The organism is Pseudomonas machongensis (assembly GCF_034961125.1).
Taxonomy (GTDB): domain Bacteria; phylum Pseudomonadota; class Gammaproteobacteria; order Pseudomonadales; family Pseudomonadaceae; genus Aquipseudomonas; species Aquipseudomonas machongensis.
Map to the genome: position 1 here is coordinate 141850 of NZ_JAYFUI010000071.1, position 16842 is coordinate 158691.

Sequence of the window (16842 nt, forward strand, 5' to 3'; positions counted from 1 at the left end):
AGGGCTTCCGTGTCAGGCAAAGGTATGGCGGCTCAGGGGCAGGCTGCGCGCGCGTTGGCCGGTCAGCCGCGCCACGGCGTTGGCCACCGCTGGTGCCACTGCCGGCAGCGGCGGCTCGCCGATGCCACCCATCTTCGCCCCGCTCTCGACGATGCGCACATGCACCCGGGCCATGCGCGATGGCGGCAGGATCGGGTACAGGTCGTAGTTGCGCGCACGCGGCATGCCGTTGACCCACACCGCTTCCTCCACCAGCGTCTGCGACAGGCCTAACGCCACGGCGCCGTTGACCTGATGCTCGACGATCGCCGGGTTGACGATGCTGCCCGGGTCGATCGCCTGCCAGATATCGTGCACCTTGACCTGGCCGTTCTCGATCGACACTTCGGCAATCACCGCTGCCTCCGAACCGAACGGCGAAGCCATGGCCACGCCGCGGGCACGCTTGGTGCCATCCTCGGCGGTAAATGGCCCGCGTTTCCAGCCACCGGACAATTCGCCGACCGCCTGCAGCAGGGTGGTCAGGCGTTGATTGTCGCGCAACAGGTGCAGGCGCAGCTCGAACGGGTCGTGCCCGCCTTTGTCGGCCAGTTCATCAAGGAACGACTCATAGAAGAAGTCGTTCAGCGAATTACCGACCGAACGCCAGTAGCCCAGCATGGCGGGGCCCTTGACATAGATTTGCGCGATGCGTTTGTTGGCAATGGCATAGGACTTGCCCGCCAAACCTTCCACGGCAGTGGGGTCGATCTTCTCGCCCTGTTTGCCGGCGATTGCCTCGGTCGGGCCCTCGGTGGCGCTGACCGCTTCGATGGCAACGGGCAGGCCCTTCTCGTCGAGCCCGGCGCGGAACTTGACCACTGCCACGGGCCGCAGCACGTCACGTACGAACTCGTCCTCGCGGGTCCAGATCAGCTTGACCGGGCGCCCGACCGCCTTGGCCAGGGCAATGGCCTGTGGGTAGGGGTTGGCCGAGTCGTACAGGAAGTGGCGCCCGAAGAAGCCGCCCAGGAGCGGCGAATGCAGGATGATCTGCTCCTTGGCAAGGCCGGTGCGCTTGGCGATATCGTCGCGGAACATGTCCGGGGCCTGGTTGGGCAGCCAGACTTCGAGCGATCCATCGGGATTGAAGCGCGCGAGCGCCGACGGTGGTTCGAGCTGGCCGTGGTTGAGGTACTGGTTGTGGTAGGTGGCTTCCACCTGGGTCTTGGCCCCCTTGAGCGCAGCCGCCACATCGCCTTCGTTCTCGTCATCGCGTGCCGGGCCGGTTTGCGCGGCGAGGTGATCGCGATAGGCATCGCTGGAGAAGTCGGCTGGCATCGTGCGCACCTTCGAATCGGCGCCCGGCTCCTGCCAGTCGACTTGTACCGCCTCCACGGCACGCTTGGCATGCCACCAGCGTTCGGCGACCACCGCCACGGCACCCGGCAGTACGTGCACCGAATGCACGCCCTTCATCGCCTTGACCTGCGCTTCGTTGCGCAGGCCGCCCACGGTCATGCCCAGCCGTGGCGCGTGCTGTACCGCCGCGTGGAGCATGTCGTCGACCTTGAGGTCGATACTGTACAGGGCCTTGCCGGTGGACTTGTCATAGGCATCGACACGGCGTACCGGCTTGCCGATCCATCGGAACTGGCTGGGATCGCGCAGCTTGATGCTGGCCGGATCCGGCACTGGCAGGTCCATGGCGCGCTCGGCCAGGTCGCCATAAGCGACCGAGCGGCCGGAGGCAGCATGCACCACCTTGCCCGGTTCGGTGCTCAGCTCACTGACCGGCACCTTCAGGGTGTCGGCACCGGCCTGCAGCAGCATCGCCCTGGCCAGCGCGCCAAGGCGGCGCATGGTCGGGTAGCTCATGCGCACCGACATGCTGCCGCCGGTGATGCGCAGGCCATTTTCCATCACCACGTAGGCTTCGCCGGGCGGTGCAGCATCGATCAGGAAGCTGGCCGGGTCCATATCCAGTTCTTCGCCGACGATCTGCGCCATGGCGGTGAATGTGCCCTGGCCACCTTCCATGAAGGGGCAGAGCAGGCGAACGGTGCCGTCAGGGCGGATTTCCAGGAATGCCGGCACCTGCGTGCCGCGTTCTGCGGCCGCCGCAGTGGCGGCCTGCACCCGGGCCGAGCCGAGCGGCAAGCCAAAGCCGATCACCAGCGCACCGATGGCGCTACCCGCGAGAAAGCGCCGGCGCGAAAGATTGACCGGCTGATCCAGTTTCAGGTCGCGCAGTTCGGACGGGATGTCGAGGGGCGAGTTCATCAGACGCTCTCCTTGGCGGCAGGCTGGCCGGCGAGCTCATGCACCGCGGCGTGGATCGCGTTGTAGGTGCCGCAGCGACACAGGTTGACCATTGCGGCACTGATCTGCTCGTCGCTCGGCGCCGGCGTGTGCTTGAGCAGCGCGGTAGCGGCCATCACCTGGCCAGACTGGCAGTAGCCGCACTGGGCGACCTGATGCTCGACCCAGGCCGCGACCACTCGCTTGCCCACCGGGTCTGCCTCGATTGCTTCGATAGTGGTCACTTCACGGCCAACCACACCGGCCACCGGCGTGACACAGGCACGCACCACGTTGCCGTCCACCAGCACCGAGCAGGCGCCACATTGGGCCAGGCCGCAGCCATATTTCGTGCCGGTCATGCCCAGGTCATCGCGGATCACCCACAGCAGTGGGGTATCGGCGTCGGCGTCGACCTGATAGGTCTTCTGGTTGATGCGTAGTTCCATGGCGTTCACCCGCTGATCATCGGTTGGTGTTTCGTCGTTATAGGCAGGGCGGTGCGTCGAGGCAGTGCCCTGGGAGGAACGCCGCGCGCGCGCAGGGCGGGTTTCCGATCTGAAAACTCTAGACCTTGGCGGACAGCTTTCCTATCCATCGGGCAGCATGTTCAGAGAATCAGGCAAGAAATCAAGTGGATTGCGCTAGTGGCAGGATCGGGCGGGGGCGTCGCAGCGGAGCTGTCACGCCCACGCTGTAGGGAAAATGCCGGCATCGATATTGGATGTCGGCATCCAGGCCAGTTGAACCAGGGGTTGTTGATGAACCGCCCGCGTTGGTTATCGGCGCGCGACGGCGTGCTGGACGCACTGTTCGTAGTAGGTCTGCTTGATGGCCTTTGGCGGCAGGCGTGAGCTGCTGTTGTAGGTTTGCTCGGTGATGCCGAACGCTGTCATGCGCATCCAGGGTTTGGCGAAGCGCCGCACTTGCAGCTTCTTGCGCGCTGCATAAAGCGTCACCCCGGAGAGCTTGGCGTGCTGCGCCTCTGAGGCGATCTGCGCGCCCTAGCCGCACACGCTGCGATCGTTCTGGCTCAGCGGCCTGGCCTGGGCGCCGAATGCGGTGGCCGCCAACACGCAGCTGGCCAGGGTTGCTAGAAATACCCGCATGTTGCTGTCCTAAGCGTCTGAAGGAAAAGGGAGTTTGCCTTCGCTTTCAGCGCCTGGGGGCCAGCAATTTGCCGTCAGGCGACGGGCAGCCTTGCGGCGCTGCTTATCCGCCGTTTCGCTCAGCGGCCGGTCACCAGCATCACCACCAGCACGCAGGCCAGCAGTGCCAGATAGGCCCGCGCATGCAGGGTATCGCTCAGGCGGCCCAGCAGCGGCGCAGCCAGGTGCATGCCGAGCCAGGCGCCTGCAGCCATTGCCAGTGCCGCACGCAGGTCGATATAGCCCAGCAGCCCGGCACCCAGGTTCGACTCCGGTGTCGGCACCAGGGCATAAACCAGGGTGGCGGCCAGCGCCATGGGCAATGACAGCGGGTTGGCCATGGCGGTGGCGGTGCCCATGCTGGCGCCGCGCCTGCGCATCAGCGGCACGGTCATCACGCTGCCGCCGACCCCCAGCAGCGCTGCCAGTGCGCCGATCGGCAGGCCGACCAAGGCAGCCGCAGCCTTGCCCAGCGGCACCGGACCTTGGTTGCCAACGCGCATGAAACCTGGACGCAGCCACGCATCGAGCAGGCTCAGCAGCAAGTAGCCGATAAACAGCCAACGCAGCCAGGTGCTGTCCAGGTACAGGGCGGCCCAGGCGCCAGCCATTGCCCCGAGGGCGATGGCCGGAGCCAGTGGGCGCACCAGGTCCCAGCGCAACGTGCCGGCGCGCTGGTGCCGCCAGGTGGCCAGGGCGCTGCTGAAGATCATCAGCATGGCCGAGGTGGCCACGGCGATCTGCATGGCGTGCAGCGCCACCGGGGAGCCCGCCGCATGGCGGGTGAGCAGCAACGCATAGAGCAAGGGCACGGCGAAGAAACCGCCGCCGAAGCCGAACAGCAGCGTGGTGACGCCAGCACACAGGCCGAAGACACCGAGCAAGGGGTACAGCATGATCGCCAGCCTTTGTCAGGGGAGTGGAGATGCAGGGTAGGGAGACGAGGGCTGGCCAGCATTCGAGCATTGGCCAATAATCCGTGCGTTTCAGCCACGGAGATCCCCATGCGCAATGTGCCGCTGTGCCAGGTCGATGCCACGCCACGCCCGGTGTTGGCGATCGCTACCGATTATCCGCCTGACACGCTATTGCCACGCCACGTGCACCGGCGTGCGCAGTTCCTTTATGGCATGAGCGGTTTGATGGAAGTACTGACTGACGATGGCGCCTGGGTCGTTCCACCCTACAGCGGTGTGTGGATTCCGTCGGGCAAGCCCCATCAGGTGCTGATGCGAGGGGTGAGCACGCGCAGCTTGTACATCGAAGCCGTTGCGGCGCCGAGGCTGGGACAGGCCTGCGAGGCGCTGCTGGTCACGCCGCTGCTGCATCAGTTGCTGCTCGCCAGTGCCGAACTGCCCGCGCTGTATGACCCTCAAGGGCGCGACGGCCAACTGGTCGGCCTGATCCTGCATGAGCTGCGCAGCGCCGAGCGTCTGCCGCTGTTCGCGCCGATGCCAGGGGAGCCGCGCCTGGCGCTCTTGTGCCAGGCGTTTCTCGCGGCGCCTTCGATCAGCACGACGGCGGAGGCCTGGGCGATGCACCTGAACTGGAGCCCGCGGACATTCAGCCGGCGCTTTCGCGAACAGACCGGGTTGTCGTTCGGACAATGGCGCCAGCAAGCCTGCCTGATGGCAGCCGTCACGCGATTGGCAGCCGGTGAGGCGGTCACCCGGGTTGCCCTCGACCTTGGGTATGACAGCCCCAGTGCGTTTTCCAGCATGTACCGCAGGGTCATGGGCGAGGCGCCCTCGGCGGTTCGGCACAGGGCTTTGGCGGCGAGATGAAAACCCTGGCGGATGTATGTGATCGTACAACTGCATGAGCTATGATGACGGCTGTCTTTTCACGATGAAACGTACAGGGCATGACAGAGCAGCAGCTACAGGCACGGACCCGACGCAAACCGCGCAGTCTGGCGCAGGAACTGGTCACGGTGCTGACCGAACGTATTCGCAGCGGCCAACTCAAGCGTGGCGACAAACTGCCGACCGAATCGCAGATCATGGTCGAGGAGGGCGTCAGCCGCACGGTGGTGCGCGAGGCGATCTCGCGGCTGCAGGCCGCCGGCCAGGTGGAGACCCGCCACGGCATCGGCACCTTCGTGCTCGACGCGCCGAGCACCGGCGGTTTCCGTATCGACCCGGCGACCATCGTCACCCTGCGCGAGGTGCTGGCGGTCCTGGAGTTGCGCATTGCCCTGGAGATCGAGTCGGCCGGGCTGGCCGCCCAGCGCCGCAGCGACGAACAACTGACCGGTATGCGTGCTGCGCTCGACGAAATCAACGAAGGCGCCGCGCATGCCTCCGATGCGGTCTCGGCGGATTTCCAGTTCCACCTGCGCATCGCCCAGGCCAGCGGCAATCATTATTTCGCTGACATCATCAATCACCTGGGTACCAGCATCATTCCCCGCACCCGGCTCAATTCGGCGCGCCTGGCCCATGATGACCAGGCCCATTACATGAGCCGCCTGAGCCATGAGCACGAGGCCATCTATGAAGCCATTGCCCGACGCGACAGCGAAGGGGCGAAAATGGCCATGCGCCTGCACCTGAGCAACAGCCGCGAGCGGCTGCGCCAAGCGCATGAGGCGGCAGAAGCACAGGGCGTCTGACAGGCTTCAACACGCTAACCCGCTCTCATCGGTGCGTTTGTGGGCGGGAAAAGGCTCACGACTGTTTCTTGAAGAGAAATAATCAATTGCCACCCGCAGTGATTCTAAGTGTCGGGCGAATGAGTAAGGATTGATACAGCCTCACTCAACCGTTCAGGTGCCACCATGAACCAGCCTCCGTCGGACCTCAAGCCCTCTCCCTGGCACGACGGCGAGCTTACGCTGCAACGCAGCGTCGGTGCGGTCGAGCGCATGGTGGGGATTGGCAAGGTGCAGATGTCGCGTGACTTCATGCCCGACCAGCACCGCGAGTTCTATGCCCAACTGCCTTTCGTGGTGCTCGGCAGCGTCGACCCGCACGGCGATCCCTGGGCAACGCTGCGCACCGGCCAGCCCGGCTTCATGCAATCCCCCGATCCGCGCCGGCTGCTGCTGGACCTGCCCCGTGAGCCAGCCGATCCTGCGGATGCCGGGCTGGAAGATGGTGACGGCGTCGGCATGCTCGGCATCGAGTTGCACACCCGCCGACGCAATCGCCTGAACGGCTTCGTGCGCCGGGCAGACGACAGCGGGTTTACCATCGAGCCGACCCAGTCCTATGGCAACTGCCCGCGCTATATCAATCTGCGCCGCTATGTCTTCGATGACAGCGCGCCCGGCGAGCCCAGCGAGTCGAGCGAGCTGAACGCAGCAGACCGCGCCATGGTGGCCGCCGCCGACTCCTTCTACGTTGCCTCGTACGTGGTGCGCGATGGCGTGCGCCAGGTGGACGTCTCGCACCGTGGCGGCAAGCCTGGCTTCGTCCACATCGACGTCGAAGGCACGCTGAGCGTGCCTGATTTCAATGGCAACCTGTTCTTCAATACTTTGGGCAACATGCTGCTCAACCCCCGTGCCGGGTTGGTGTTCGTCGACATGCGCAGCGGCGACCTGCTGCAGATGACCGGGCGCACCGAAGTGATCGTCGACGATCCACAGACACTCGCCTTCATCGGCGCCGAGCGCATGTGGCGGTTCTACCCCGAGCGGATCGTGCGCCGACCGGGAGGGCTGGCGCTGCGCTGGGTCGACATGGATGACGGCATCTCGCCCAATGTGTTGATGACCGGCAGTTGGGAGGACATGCAGGCGCGCCTGAAGGCCGCAGCGTTGCAGCAAAGCTGGCGTCCGTACCGGGTAACGCAGATCGTCGACGAGAGCGAGCACATCCGCTCGTTTCACCTGCTGCCCGACGATGGCTTGGGCTTGCCTGTGCGCCAGGCGGGGCAGCACCTGCCGATCCGGGTACGGTTGCCTGGGGAGCAGGCGCCGTTGGTGCGCACCTACACCCTGTCTGGCGCGCCGGCGGACGATGCACTGCGCATCAGCGTCAAGCGCGAGGGTGTGGTCTCTCGGCACCTGCATGAGCAGGTCAGGATCGGCGACCTGATCGAGGCGCGTGCGCCGGCCGGAGCCTTCACCCTCGATGCTACGGTGCGCCGTCCGGTAGTCTTGCTGGCCGCGGGCGTAGGGGTGACCCCCGTCTTGGCCATGGCCAGGCACCTGGTCAATGAGGGGCGGCGTACACGCTACGCCCGACCGGCCTGGGTGTTTCAATCGGCGTCGAACCAAGCGCAACTGGCCTTTGCCAGTGAATTTGCAGCGCTGGTGACTGCCTCCGAGGGCAAGCTCAGGCATGTGCGCCTGCTCAGCGACGCCAGCGGTGCGGTAGCAGGCGTGGATTATGAGCGCGAAGGGCGTCTGGGCGTCGACCTGTTGCGCGAGCTGCTGCCGTTCGACGACTACGACTTCTACCTGTGCGGGCCGCAGGGGTTCATGCAGCAGATGTACGATGGCCTGCGTGCACTGGATATCAACGATGCACGGATCCACGCCGAGGCCTTCGGCCCATCGAGCCTGCGCCGCACGCGCAGCGAACAGCAGGCAGCGCCGGCCTTGCCGGCGGTGGCCACTGAGTCGGTTGCGGTGATGTTCATGGACTCGGCGAAAGAGGCGCGCTGGAACCCGGGGGATGGCTCGCTGCTGGAACTGGCCGAGCAGCGTGGTCTCGAGCCGCCTTTTGGCTGCCGTGGCGGGTCGTGCGGAAGTTGTCGGACCCGTGTGCTCAAGGGGGCGGTCACCTATGCCGAGGCACCGGAGTTCGCCGTGGCGCAGGACGAGGCGTTGATCTGCTGCGCCAGGCCGGCTGACGGATCCGGGCCCTTGCACCTGGCGTTGTGATAGCAAGCTGTCTCTTCAATTGGACTGCCCCCAAGAAGTTGGACACAAATCCAACCCTTGGGGGCAGTCCACCCTGTGGGAGCGGGCTTGCCCGCGAACACGGGCGTAGCCCGTGCCAGGCAGCGCGCTATCTTTTTCGCGGGCAAGCCCGCTCCTACAAGCGCGTCAGAGCGCGCGGTCGCTCCACTGACCATTGACCAGGCGTCGCAGCCCCAGTGGGTTGCCGTCCTGCAGGGCCTTCGGCAGCAAGGCCTGCGGGTAGTTCTGGTAGCACACCGGACGCAGGAAGCGATCGATGGCCAGGGTGCCGACCGAAGTACCGCGGGCGTCGGAGGTGGCCGGGTAGGGGCCGCCGTGCACCATGGCATCGCTCACTTCCACACCGGTCGGGTAGCCGTTGACCAGAATCCGTCCGACTTTTTCTTCCAGCAGCGGCACCAGCCAGGCATAGGCCTCGAAGTCTTCAGGTTCGCCGATCAGGGTGGCCGTGAGCTGGCCGCGCAGGCCCAGCAGCGCGGCGCGCAATTGAGCATCGTCACTGACTTCGACGGCCACGGTGGTGGGGCCGAACACTTCTTCCTGCAGCAGCGGGTCGGCGTCCACCAGCAGGCGCGCGTCGGCCTTGAACAGCTGGGCGCGGGCCTGGCTGCCTACCTGCGCCTGGCCGGCCAGGTGCTCGATGCCGACGTGCGCTTGCAGGTGTTCCAGCCCGCTCACATAACTGCGCAGGCCCCCGGCATTGAGCAGGGTCTGCCCAGCCTGCTGCGCCAGGTGCTGGCCGAGGTCGGCGAGCAACTGGCTGAACGGCGCCGACTGCAGGCCGATCACCAGCCCTGGGTTGGTACAGAACTGACCGGCGCCCAGGCATACGGAGCCTGCCAGTTCACGGGCGATGGTCTCGCCGCGTTTGGCCAATGCGCCAGGCAGCACGATCACGGGGTTGATGCTCGACATCTCGGCGAATACCGGGATCGGCTGTGGACGTTCGGCGGCCATGCGGCACAGGGCGTCGCCGCCTTTGAGCGAGCCGGTGAAACCGACCGCCTGGATGGCCGGGTGCTTGACCAGCCACTCGCCCACGCCGCCGCCGAAGACCATATTGAACACGCCCTTGGGCATGCCGGTGCGTTCGGCCGCACGGACGATGGCGCAACCCACCAGGTCGGCGGTGGCCATGTGGCCGCTGTGCGCCTTGAACACCACCGGGCAGCCGGCGGCCAGCGCAGCTGCGGTGTCGCCGCCTGCGGTGGAAAAGGCCAGCGGGAAGTTGCTGGCACCGAACACCGCCACCGGGCCTACGCCGATGCGCATCTGGCGCAGGTCGACCCGTGGCAGGGGTTGACGGTCCGGCAGCGCGAGGTCGATACGGGCACCGAGGAAATCACCCCGGCGCAGCACTTGGGCGAACAGGCGCATTTGCCCGCTGGTACGGCCGCGCTCGCCCTGAATGCGTGCAGCGGGCAAGGCGGTTTCGCGGCAAACGATAGCGACGAAGCCGTCGTCAAGCTCATCCAGCTCGGCGGCAATGGCGTCGAGGAACTCGGCGCGACGGGCTGGCGGCAACTGGCGGAACTCGGCGAAGGCAGCGGCAGCGGCTTTGGCGGCTTGATCGACTTCGTCTTCGGTGGCTTGCATGAAGCTGTAGGGCAGGGCCTCGCCCGTGGTGGCGTCCAGGCTCTGCAGGCGCTGCTGGCCGGCGGCACTGCGCTGGCCGGCGATGAAGTTGTGGCCGAGGATCTCAGGCATGGGGTGCTCCTGTAGTCGCTGAAGGAATAATGTTGTCTGGGCAGGTTCACTTGCCCCCAGTGGGAACGCTGTCAGGTAATCGGTGCCGGGTTGAACAGGGTGATGTCGTTGTGCAGCTTGTGCCGCTCGGCCCAGGTCTGCTTGCGGCCGCTGGCAACGTCCAGGTAGTAGTGGAACAGCTCCCAGCCCAGCTCTTCGATGCTTGCTCGACCGCTGGCGATGCGCCCGGCATCGATGTCGATCAGGTCGGGCCAGCGCTGGGCCAGTTCGCTGCGGGTGCAGACCTTGACCACGGGGGCCATGGCCAGCCCGTAAGGTGTGCCGCGACCCGTGGTGAACACGTGCAGGTTCATGCCCGCTGCCAGTTGCAGGGTGCCGCAGACGAAGTCGCTGGCTGGCGTCGCGCAGAAGATCAGGCCTTTGCGTGCGACCCGCTCGCCCGGGCCGACCACGCCCTGGATCGCAGCGCTGCCGGACTTCACGATCGAGCCCAGGGACTTTTCGACGATGTTCGAGAGCCCGCCTTTCTTGTTGCCCGGCGTGGTGTTGGCGCTGCGGTCGGCTGCACCCTGTTGCAGGTAGCGGTCGTACCAGTCCATTTCGCGTACCAGCGCTTCGGCCACTTCCGGGGTTTCGGCGCGGGAGGTGAGCATGTAGATGGCGTCGCGGACCTCGGTGACCTCCGAGAACATCACCGTGGCACCGGCGCGCACCAGCAGGTCGGCGGCATAGCCCAGCGCTGGATTGGCGGTGATGCCGGAGAAAGCGTCGCTGCCGCCGCACTGCATGCCCAGGATCAGCTCACTGGCCGGCACCGTTTCGCGACGGCGCTGGTCGAGCTTCTTCAGGCGGGTTTCAGCCAGCTGCATGATCTGTTCGATCATCTCGACGAAACCCAGCGAAGCGTCCTGCAGGCGATACAGCCAGGGCTCGCTGAGGTCCACGGACGGGTCGTCTTCGTGCATCACCTGGCCGGCCTGCAGCTTTTCGCAACCCAGGCTGATGACCAGGGCTTCGCCGCCCAGGTTGGGGTTGCGCGCCAGGTTGCGCACGGTGCGGATGGGGATATAGGCGTCACGCGCGTTGATCGCCACGCCACAGCCGTAGCTGTGGGTGAGGGCGACCACGTCGTCGACGTTGGGATACTTGGGCAGCAGCTCTTCGCGGATGCGTTTGACCGCGTGGTCGAGCACGCCGGTCACGCATTGCACGGTGGTGGTGATGCCGAGGATGTTGCGGGTACCGACGGTGCCGTCGGCGTTGCGATAGCCTTCGAAGGTAAAGCCTTCAAGAGGTGGCAGGGCCGCGGGCACTGCGTCGCAGCGCGGCAGGCTGTCGAGTTCGGGGGCGGCGGGCATCGATAACTGGGTTTCCTGAACCCAACTGCCCTGACGCAGGTCTTGCAGGGCATAACCGATGATCTGTCCATAGCGGCGTACAGGCTCGCCCTGGTGGATATCCACGGTGGCGACCTTGTGGCTTTGCGGCACGCCCTCGACCAGGGTCAGGCCATCGGCGAAGCGCGCACCTTCGCCCAGGCCACCGTCATTGACCACCACCACGACATTGTCGTCATCGTGCAGGCGGACGTAGCGGGGCGACTCGGAATGTTCGATCAACTGCATGGTCAGGCCCTTCTTGTCATTTCTTTCAGGCTTTTATCCGGCTACCGACGCCCGTTGCGGGGCGTCGGCGTGTTTCAGGTCACTGGCGCGAGCCGGCCAGTTCGGCGTTCGGCGCCGCTTGCGGCCCGGCTTCTTCCTTGAGCTCGATGCGCTTGATCGGGCCGACGATCACCAGGTAGCTGAATACCGCTACCAGCGCATTGGCGCCCACGTACACCAGCGCCCATTTGAACGAGCCGGTGGCGCTGATGATGTAGCCGATGACGATCGGCGTGGTGATCGACGCGATGTTGCCGAAGGTGTTGAACAGGCCACCCGAGAGCCCCGCGATCTGTTTGGGCGAGGTGTCGGCGACCACGGCCCAGCCCAGGGCGCCGATGCCTTTGCCGAAGAAGGCCAGGGTCATGAAGCCGACCACCATCCACTCGGCGTCGACGTAGTTGCAGAAGACCATGGTGGTCGACAGCAACAGGCCGCAGACGATTGGCAGCTTGCGCGAGAAGGTCAGCGAGTTGCCGCGGCGCAGCAGCCAGTCCGACAGCACTCCGCCCAGCACCCCACCGATGAAGCCGCAGATGGCCGGCAAGGAGGCGATGAAGCCGGCCTTGAGGATGGTCATGCCGCGCTCCTGCACCAGGTACACCGGGAACCAGGTCAGGAAGAAGTAGGTGATGGCGTTGATGCAGTACTGGCCCAAGTACACGCCCAGCAGCATGCGACTGGTCAGCAGTTGCTTGATGTAGCCCCATTTCGGGCCGTCGTTGCTGCGTTTCTGGTCCATGTCCACCAGGCCGCCGTTTTGCTCGATGTGCTCGAGTTCGGCCTGGCTGATGCGTGGGTGCTGGCGAGGGTTGTAGATGGTCTTCATCCATACCATCGAGAACAGGATGCCAAGGGCGCCCATGACCACGAACACATGCTCCCAGCCGAAGGTGAACACGATCCAGCCCATCAGCGGTGCGAACAGCGCGGTGGCGAAGTACTGCGCCGAGTTGAAGATCGCCGAAGCCGTGCCGCGTTCGGCGGTGGGGAACCAGGCCGCAACGATCCGGGCGTTGCCCGGGAACGACGGGGCTTCGGCAAACCCGACCAGAAAGCGCAGGGTGAACAGGGTAACGACTGCCCAGGCCACCGGCAGGCCGCCGACGAAACCTTGCAGCAGAGTGAACAGCGACCAGGTGAAGATGCTGAATGCGTAGACGTTCTTCGAACCGAAGCGGTCGAGCAACCAGCCGCCGGGAATCTGCCCGGCCACGTAGGCCCAGCCGAAGGCGGAGAAGATGTAACCGAGGGTGACCGCGTCGATGCCCAGATCCTTCTGCAGGCTTGAACCGGCGATGGCGATGGTGGCGCGGTCGGCGTAGTTGATCGTGGTCACCAGGAACAGCATGAACAGGATCAGGTAGCGTACATGCGTCTTTTTCGTCGCTTGCATGCTGGTGTTCTCCCACTATTTATTGTTGTGCGGGGCATTCGGATTGTGGGCCGGAGCGCGGGTGGCACTCCGGCAGCGGCATTGGCAGGCCGCGGGGCTGCGCTTATTGCGGGCCCATCTTGTCCATCAGGGCGGCGAGCATTTCATACTCTTCGCCGGTGAGGTCGGTCAGCGGGGTGCGTACCGGGCCTGCATCGTAGCCAGCAAGCTTGGCGCCGGCCTTGACGATGCTCACGGCGTAACCGGCCTTGCGGTTGCGGATGTCCAGGTATGGCAGGAAGAAGTCATCGATCAACTTGCCGACCGTGGCGTGGTCGTCGCGGGCGATGGCGTTGTAGAAGTCCATTGCGGTCTTGGGGACGAAGTTGAACACGGCCGAGGAGTAGACCGGCACGCCCAGCGCCTTGTAAGCCGCAGCATACACCTCGGCGGTCGGCAGGCCACCCAGGTAGCTGAAGCGATCGCCCAGGCGGCGACGAATCGACACCATCAGCTCGATATCACCCAGGCCATCCTTGTAGCCGATCAGGTTCGGGCAGCGCTCAGCCAGTTTTTCGAGCTGCGTAGCGTTCAGGCGGCAGACGTTGCGGTTGTAGACCACCACACCGATCTTCACCGAATTGCACACGGCCTCAACGTGGGCGGCTACGCCGTCCTGGCTGGCTTCGGTGAGGTAGTGCGGCAGCAGCAGCAGACCTTTGGCACCCAGGCGCTCGGCTTCCTGGGCGTACTCGATGGCCTGGCGGGTAGCACCGCCCACGCCAGCCAGGATGGGTACGGAGGTGGCGCAGGTATCGACGGCGGTCTTGATCACCTGGCTGTATTCGCTGGCAGCGAGGGAGAAGAATTCACCGGTGCCACCGGCGGCGAACAGTGCGCTGGCACCATAGGGGGCCAGCCATTCCAGGCGCTTGATGTAGCCGGCGGGGTTGAAGTCGCCCTGGGCGTTGAAGTCGGTGACAGGGAACGACAGCAGGCCGTGGGAGAGGATGGATTTCAGTTCTTGTGGATTCATTGTTGTAGGCATCCTGTGGGCGCTTGGGTAAGAAGGTGTACCAAGGTGAGAGGTAAGTTATCGTACAACTTGTGCGATGACTAGCCCTGCCCGAGAAATTTTTGCAGCGATGCCTATCCGCTGGGCGCTGTCGCGGTGCGCGGCAGCTGCCGGCAGATCACCTGGAACCGCGCTTTTGTGGAAGCGGGCTCGTCCCGCGATAGCGCCGCAACAGCCAACCGAAACGGCTGATCGTGCACTGCGGCCGATCAGTCATCGTATGTCTTCAGGGAAAAAAGATCGCGGAGACAGGCACAAGCCCGCCGCCCGCTTCCACGGGAGGTGTTCTGGGACCAGCAGAGGGTGACCGGGGAAGCGGGGGCGACGTTGCGCCGCCCCGCGATCAAAGCTAACGAAGAGGGGTCAGGCCGCCTGGTGGCGCTTGCTGGCCTGGGACTTGCGGACCTGGGCGCGGCAGGCGTCGCCGAAGGCTTGGAACATCTTGATCGAATCCGGGTTCTTCGCCGCTTGCCACTCGGGGTGCCACTGCACCGCGAACAGGAAGGGCGAAATGCTCGGTGCATGAATGGCCTCGACCAGGCCATCTTCGGCGTGGGCGATCGGCTCGATGCCTTCACCCAGGTTGCGCAGGCCCTGACCGTGCAGCGAGTTCACGCGGATCTCGTCGGTGCCCAGGGTTTCGCGCAGCCAACTGCCGGGTTTGATCTTCACCCCGTGGGAGGCGGCGTACTGCACATCGACCGGGTCTTCAGGGTTTTCGCGATGGTCGTTGAAGCCTGGTTCGGCGTAGACCTTCTGGTAGATGTCACCACCCAGGGCCACGTTGATTTCCTGCATGCCGCGACAGATGCCGAAGATCGGCAGGCCGCGGGCGATGGCCAGTTGCACCAGGGGGATGTCGAACAGGTCGCGGTTCTTGTCCTGGGCCTTGCCGGGGGTTTCGTTCTCCTGGCCATAGAGAGCCGGATCGATATTGCTGCCGGCGCCGGTCAGGTAGATGCCGTCGGCCATGTCCAGGTACGCCTCGAGTGCGTCGGTGCCGCAGCAGGTCGGGACCAGGACCGGGATGCAGTCGGCGAAATCGACCAGGGGAGTGATGTATTTATGGGTCATGACCTGATAGTCGTGACCTTTGCGCTCTTGGCTGCCCATGGTCATCAGGACGACGGGCTTGCGCAGGGAGGGTTGCTTGTTGCCAATGTTGCTGTTGGACATATGTCACCTTGGGACAGGTTTTACCTGTCGTTGTTGTGCAGGTCCGCGGCCTTGGGCCCTTGATGCGTGACCTGTGGTCCCGAGCACTGCCGGCGCGGCTTGAAGGCTGCGGAACCGGTCGGGACATGCTTCATAGCTTGCCAGAGCCGTTTAATATGTCAAACGACTGGCGCGTCGGCTTTATGGGGCAATTGGCCTGTTTTCGGGGGCTCTAACTGCTGCAAGCCTGAGCCGACAAGGCTTTGGCAGGGGAGTAGGTCAATAATATTTAACGATGCAGTCGGGTCTTTGCAGCGCTGCAATAAACCTGGCGTTTGCGGCGCTGGCCGGATTTGACAGCACACCCTCGCCGAGGGAAGAGTGGCAGGCAGTGCCCTGGGCCATCGCCATTCCAAATCCAATAAAGGGAGCTTCAGATGTCCGCACCGTCCACAGGTCCTGTCGTACGTGTTCCTCTTGCGCAGTTGCAGGAGCGGTTGCAGCAGATCTTCCAGCGTCATGGATGCAGCGAGGCAGTGGCCGCAGTGCTGGCCGCCAACTGCGCCAGCGCCCAGCGCGATGGTGCCCACAGTCATGGCGTGTTCCGCATGCCGGGTTATGTCTCGACCCTGGCCAGCGGCTGGGTCGATGGCGCTGCGGTACCCGAGGTCAAGGATGTCGCCCCAGCCTTCGTGCGGGTCGATGCCAAGGGCGGTTTCGCCCAGCCAGCCCTGGCGGCGGCACGCACGCTGCTGGTGGAGAAGGCGCGCCAGGCGGGTATCGCCGTGCTGGCTATCCATAACTCCCACCATTTCGCGGCGCTCTGGCCAGATGTGGAACCCTTTGCCGAAGAGGGCCTGGTTGCATTGAGCGTGGTCAACAGCATGACCTGCGTGGTGCCCCACGGCGCGCGCAAACCGTTGTTCGGCACCAATCCCATCGCCTTCGCGGCGCCATGCCAGGGGCTTGACCCGATCGTCTTCGACATGGCCACCAGTGCCATGGCCCATGGCGATGTACAGATCGCTGCGCGCCAGGGTGAGCAATTGTCGCCAGGTGTCGGCGTCGATGCCGAAGGTGAGCCGACCACCGATCCCAAGGCGATTCTCGAAGGCGGCGCCTTGCTGCCGTTCGGTGGGCACAAGGGCTCGGCGCTGTCGATGATGGTCGAACTACTCGCGGCGGCGCTGACGGGCGGGCATTTTTCCTGGGAGTTCGACTGGTCGCAGCATCCAGGCGCCAAGACCCCCTGGACCGGGCAGTTGATCATCGTCATCGACCCGAGCAAGGCCGAAGGCGGGCGTTTTGCCGAGCGCAGTCGTGCATTGGTGGAGCAGATGCACGCGGCGGGGTTGTCGCGTTTGCCGGGGGAGCGGCGGTTCAGGGAGCGGGCGGTTTCGCAGCGCGAAGGCGTGGCGGTCAGCGAGCAGGAGTGGCAGGGGCTAGAACGTTTGCTGGCGTCGGATCGACCGTTGTAGCGGTACCCAGCCTTGCGAGCGTCGAACTGGCGCGCTCCCACAGGGGGCACGCCAGCTTTCAGACGCTTTGCTCTGGGCGTAGTGCCG

12 protein-coding genes and 1 pseudogene are annotated in these 16842 nt (G+C 65.0%); 4 read left to right on the top strand and 9 right to left on the bottom strand.

Features of this window, described 5'->3' with window-relative positions; genetic code table 11:
- Positions 1-12 precede the first annotated feature (12 nt).
- The 4 genes and pseudogenes from VA602_RS06065 to VA602_RS06080 form a co-directional block, all read right to left on the bottom strand.
- Entirely contained in the window at positions 13-2262 is a 2250-nt protein-coding gene (locus VA602_RS06065; RefSeq protein ID WP_323452770.1) for a xanthine dehydrogenase family protein molybdopterin-binding subunit, read from the bottom strand.
- Positions 2262-2729 (bottom strand): (2Fe-2S)-binding protein, encoded by a 468-nt coding sequence (locus VA602_RS06070; RefSeq protein ID WP_063546745.1) that lies wholly within the window; start codon positions 2727-2729, stop codon positions 2262-2264. Before VA602_RS06070 ends, VA602_RS06065 begins: the two co-directional genes overlap by 1 nt.
- Before the next feature lie 330 nt (positions 2730-3059).
- Positions 3060-3389: pseudogene (locus VA602_RS06075) on the bottom strand (hypothetical protein).
- A gap of 119 nt (positions 3390-3508) precedes the next feature.
- Positions 3509-4324, bottom strand: a complete 816-nt coding sequence (locus VA602_RS06080; RefSeq protein ID WP_323452771.1) for a sulfite exporter TauE/SafE family protein — start codon at positions 4322-4324, stop codon at positions 3509-3511.
- A gap of 108 nt (positions 4325-4432) precedes the next feature.
- Between VA602_RS06080 and VA602_RS06085 the strand changes: the two genes are divergently transcribed.
- The 3 genes from VA602_RS06085 to VA602_RS06095 all read left to right on the top strand — a co-directional run bounded on the left by VA602_RS06085 (position 4433) and on the right by VA602_RS06095 (position 8262).
- On the top strand, positions 4433-5212 hold the full coding sequence (locus VA602_RS06085; protein ID WP_323452772.1) for an AraC family transcriptional regulator: 780 nt from the start codon (positions 4433-4435) through the stop codon (positions 5210-5212).
- Positions 5213-5292: 80 nt separating this feature from the next.
- Positions 5293-6042, top strand: coding sequence for a FadR/GntR family transcriptional regulator (locus VA602_RS06090; protein ID WP_054890774.1), 750 nt, complete (start codon positions 5293-5295; stop codon positions 6040-6042).
- Between the two features lie 165 nt (positions 6043-6207).
- Positions 6208-8262 (top strand): 2Fe-2S iron-sulfur cluster-binding protein, encoded by a 2055-nt coding sequence (locus VA602_RS06095; RefSeq protein WP_323452773.1) that lies wholly within the window; start codon positions 6208-6210, stop codon positions 8260-8262.
- Between the two features lie 165 nt (positions 8263-8427).
- Here VA602_RS06095 and VA602_RS06100 read toward each other — a convergent pair whose 3' ends face one another.
- From VA602_RS06100 to VA602_RS06120, 5 genes are all read right to left on the bottom strand, one after another.
- Positions 8428-10008, bottom strand: coding sequence for an aldehyde dehydrogenase (NADP(+)) (locus VA602_RS06100; RefSeq protein ID WP_323452774.1), 1581 nt, complete (start codon positions 10006-10008; stop codon positions 8428-8430).
- 71 nt (positions 10009-10079) lie between these two features.
- A complete protein-coding gene (gene garD, locus VA602_RS06105; RefSeq protein ID WP_323452775.1) occupies positions 10080-11633 on the bottom strand; it encodes a galactarate dehydratase in 1554 nt (517 codons plus the stop codon).
- A gap of 79 nt (positions 11634-11712) precedes the next feature.
- Positions 11713-13068: an MFS transporter gene (locus tag VA602_RS06110; RefSeq protein WP_054890770.1), complete on the bottom strand. Its 1356-nt coding sequence runs from the start codon at positions 13066-13068 to the stop codon at positions 11713-11715.
- 103 nt (positions 13069-13171) lie between these two features.
- On the bottom strand, positions 13172-14083 hold the full coding sequence (gene kdgD / locus VA602_RS06115) for a 5-dehydro-4-deoxyglucarate dehydratase (protein WP_323452776.1): 912 nt from the start codon (positions 14081-14083) through the stop codon (positions 13172-13174).
- A 402-nt stretch (positions 14084-14485) separates the two neighbouring features.
- Complete coding sequence (locus VA602_RS06120; protein WP_063545051.1) at positions 14486-15298, bottom strand: gamma-glutamyl-gamma-aminobutyrate hydrolase family protein; 813 nt, start codon at positions 15296-15298, stop codon at positions 14486-14488.
- Positions 15299-15714: 416 nt separating this feature from the next.
- Between VA602_RS06120 and VA602_RS06125 the strand changes: the two genes are divergently transcribed.
- The gene (locus tag VA602_RS06125; protein WP_323452777.1) at positions 15715-16755 is read left to right on the top strand and encodes an Ldh family oxidoreductase; all 1041 of its coding nucleotides are present in this window, start codon (positions 15715-15717) and stop codon (positions 16753-16755) included.
- Positions 16756-16842 lie beyond the last annotated feature (87 nt).

Excerpts from the sequence above, each read along its gene's own strand:
- garD (WP_323452775.1), bottom strand. The coding sequence starts at position 11,633 with ATGCAGTTGATCGAACATTCCGAGTCGCCCCGCTACGTCCGCCTGCAC.
- VA602_RS06090 (WP_054890774.1), top strand. The coding sequence starts at position 5,293 with ATGACAGAGCAGCAGCTACAGGCACGGACCCGACGCAAACCGCGCAGT.
- VA602_RS06070 (WP_063546745.1), bottom strand. The coding sequence starts at position 2,729 with ATGGAACTACGCATCAACCAGAAGACCTATCAGGTCGACGCCGACGCC.
- VA602_RS06095 (WP_323452773.1), top strand. The coding sequence starts at position 6,208 with ATGAACCAGCCTCCGTCGGACCTCAAGCCCTCTCCCTGGCACGACGGC.
- VA602_RS06125 (WP_323452777.1), top strand. The coding sequence starts at position 15,715 with ATGTCCGCACCGTCCACAGGTCCTGTCGTACGTGTTCCTCTTGCGCAG.
- kdgD (WP_323452776.1), bottom strand. The coding sequence starts at position 14,083 with ATGAATCCACAAGAACTGAAATCCATCCTCTCCCACGGCCTGCTGTCG.
- VA602_RS06065 (WP_323452770.1), bottom strand. The coding sequence starts at position 2,262 with ATGAACTCGCCCCTCGACATCCCGTCCGAACTGCGCGACCTGAAACTG.
- VA602_RS06085 (WP_323452772.1), top strand. The coding sequence starts at position 4,433 with ATGCGCAATGTGCCGCTGTGCCAGGTCGATGCCACGCCACGCCCGGTG.
- VA602_RS06120 (WP_063545051.1), bottom strand. The coding sequence starts at position 15,298 with ATGTCCAACAGCAACATTGGCAACAAGCAACCCTCCCTGCGCAAGCCC.
- VA602_RS06100 (WP_323452774.1), bottom strand. The coding sequence starts at position 10,008 with ATGCCTGAGATCCTCGGCCACAACTTCATCGCCGGCCAGCGCAGTGCC.
- VA602_RS06110 (WP_054890770.1), bottom strand. The coding sequence starts at position 13,068 with ATGCAAGCGACGAAAAAGACGCATGTACGCTACCTGATCCTGTTCATG.
- VA602_RS06080 (WP_323452771.1), bottom strand. The coding sequence starts at position 4,324 with ATGCTGTACCCCTTGCTCGGTGTCTTCGGCCTGTGTGCTGGCGTCACC.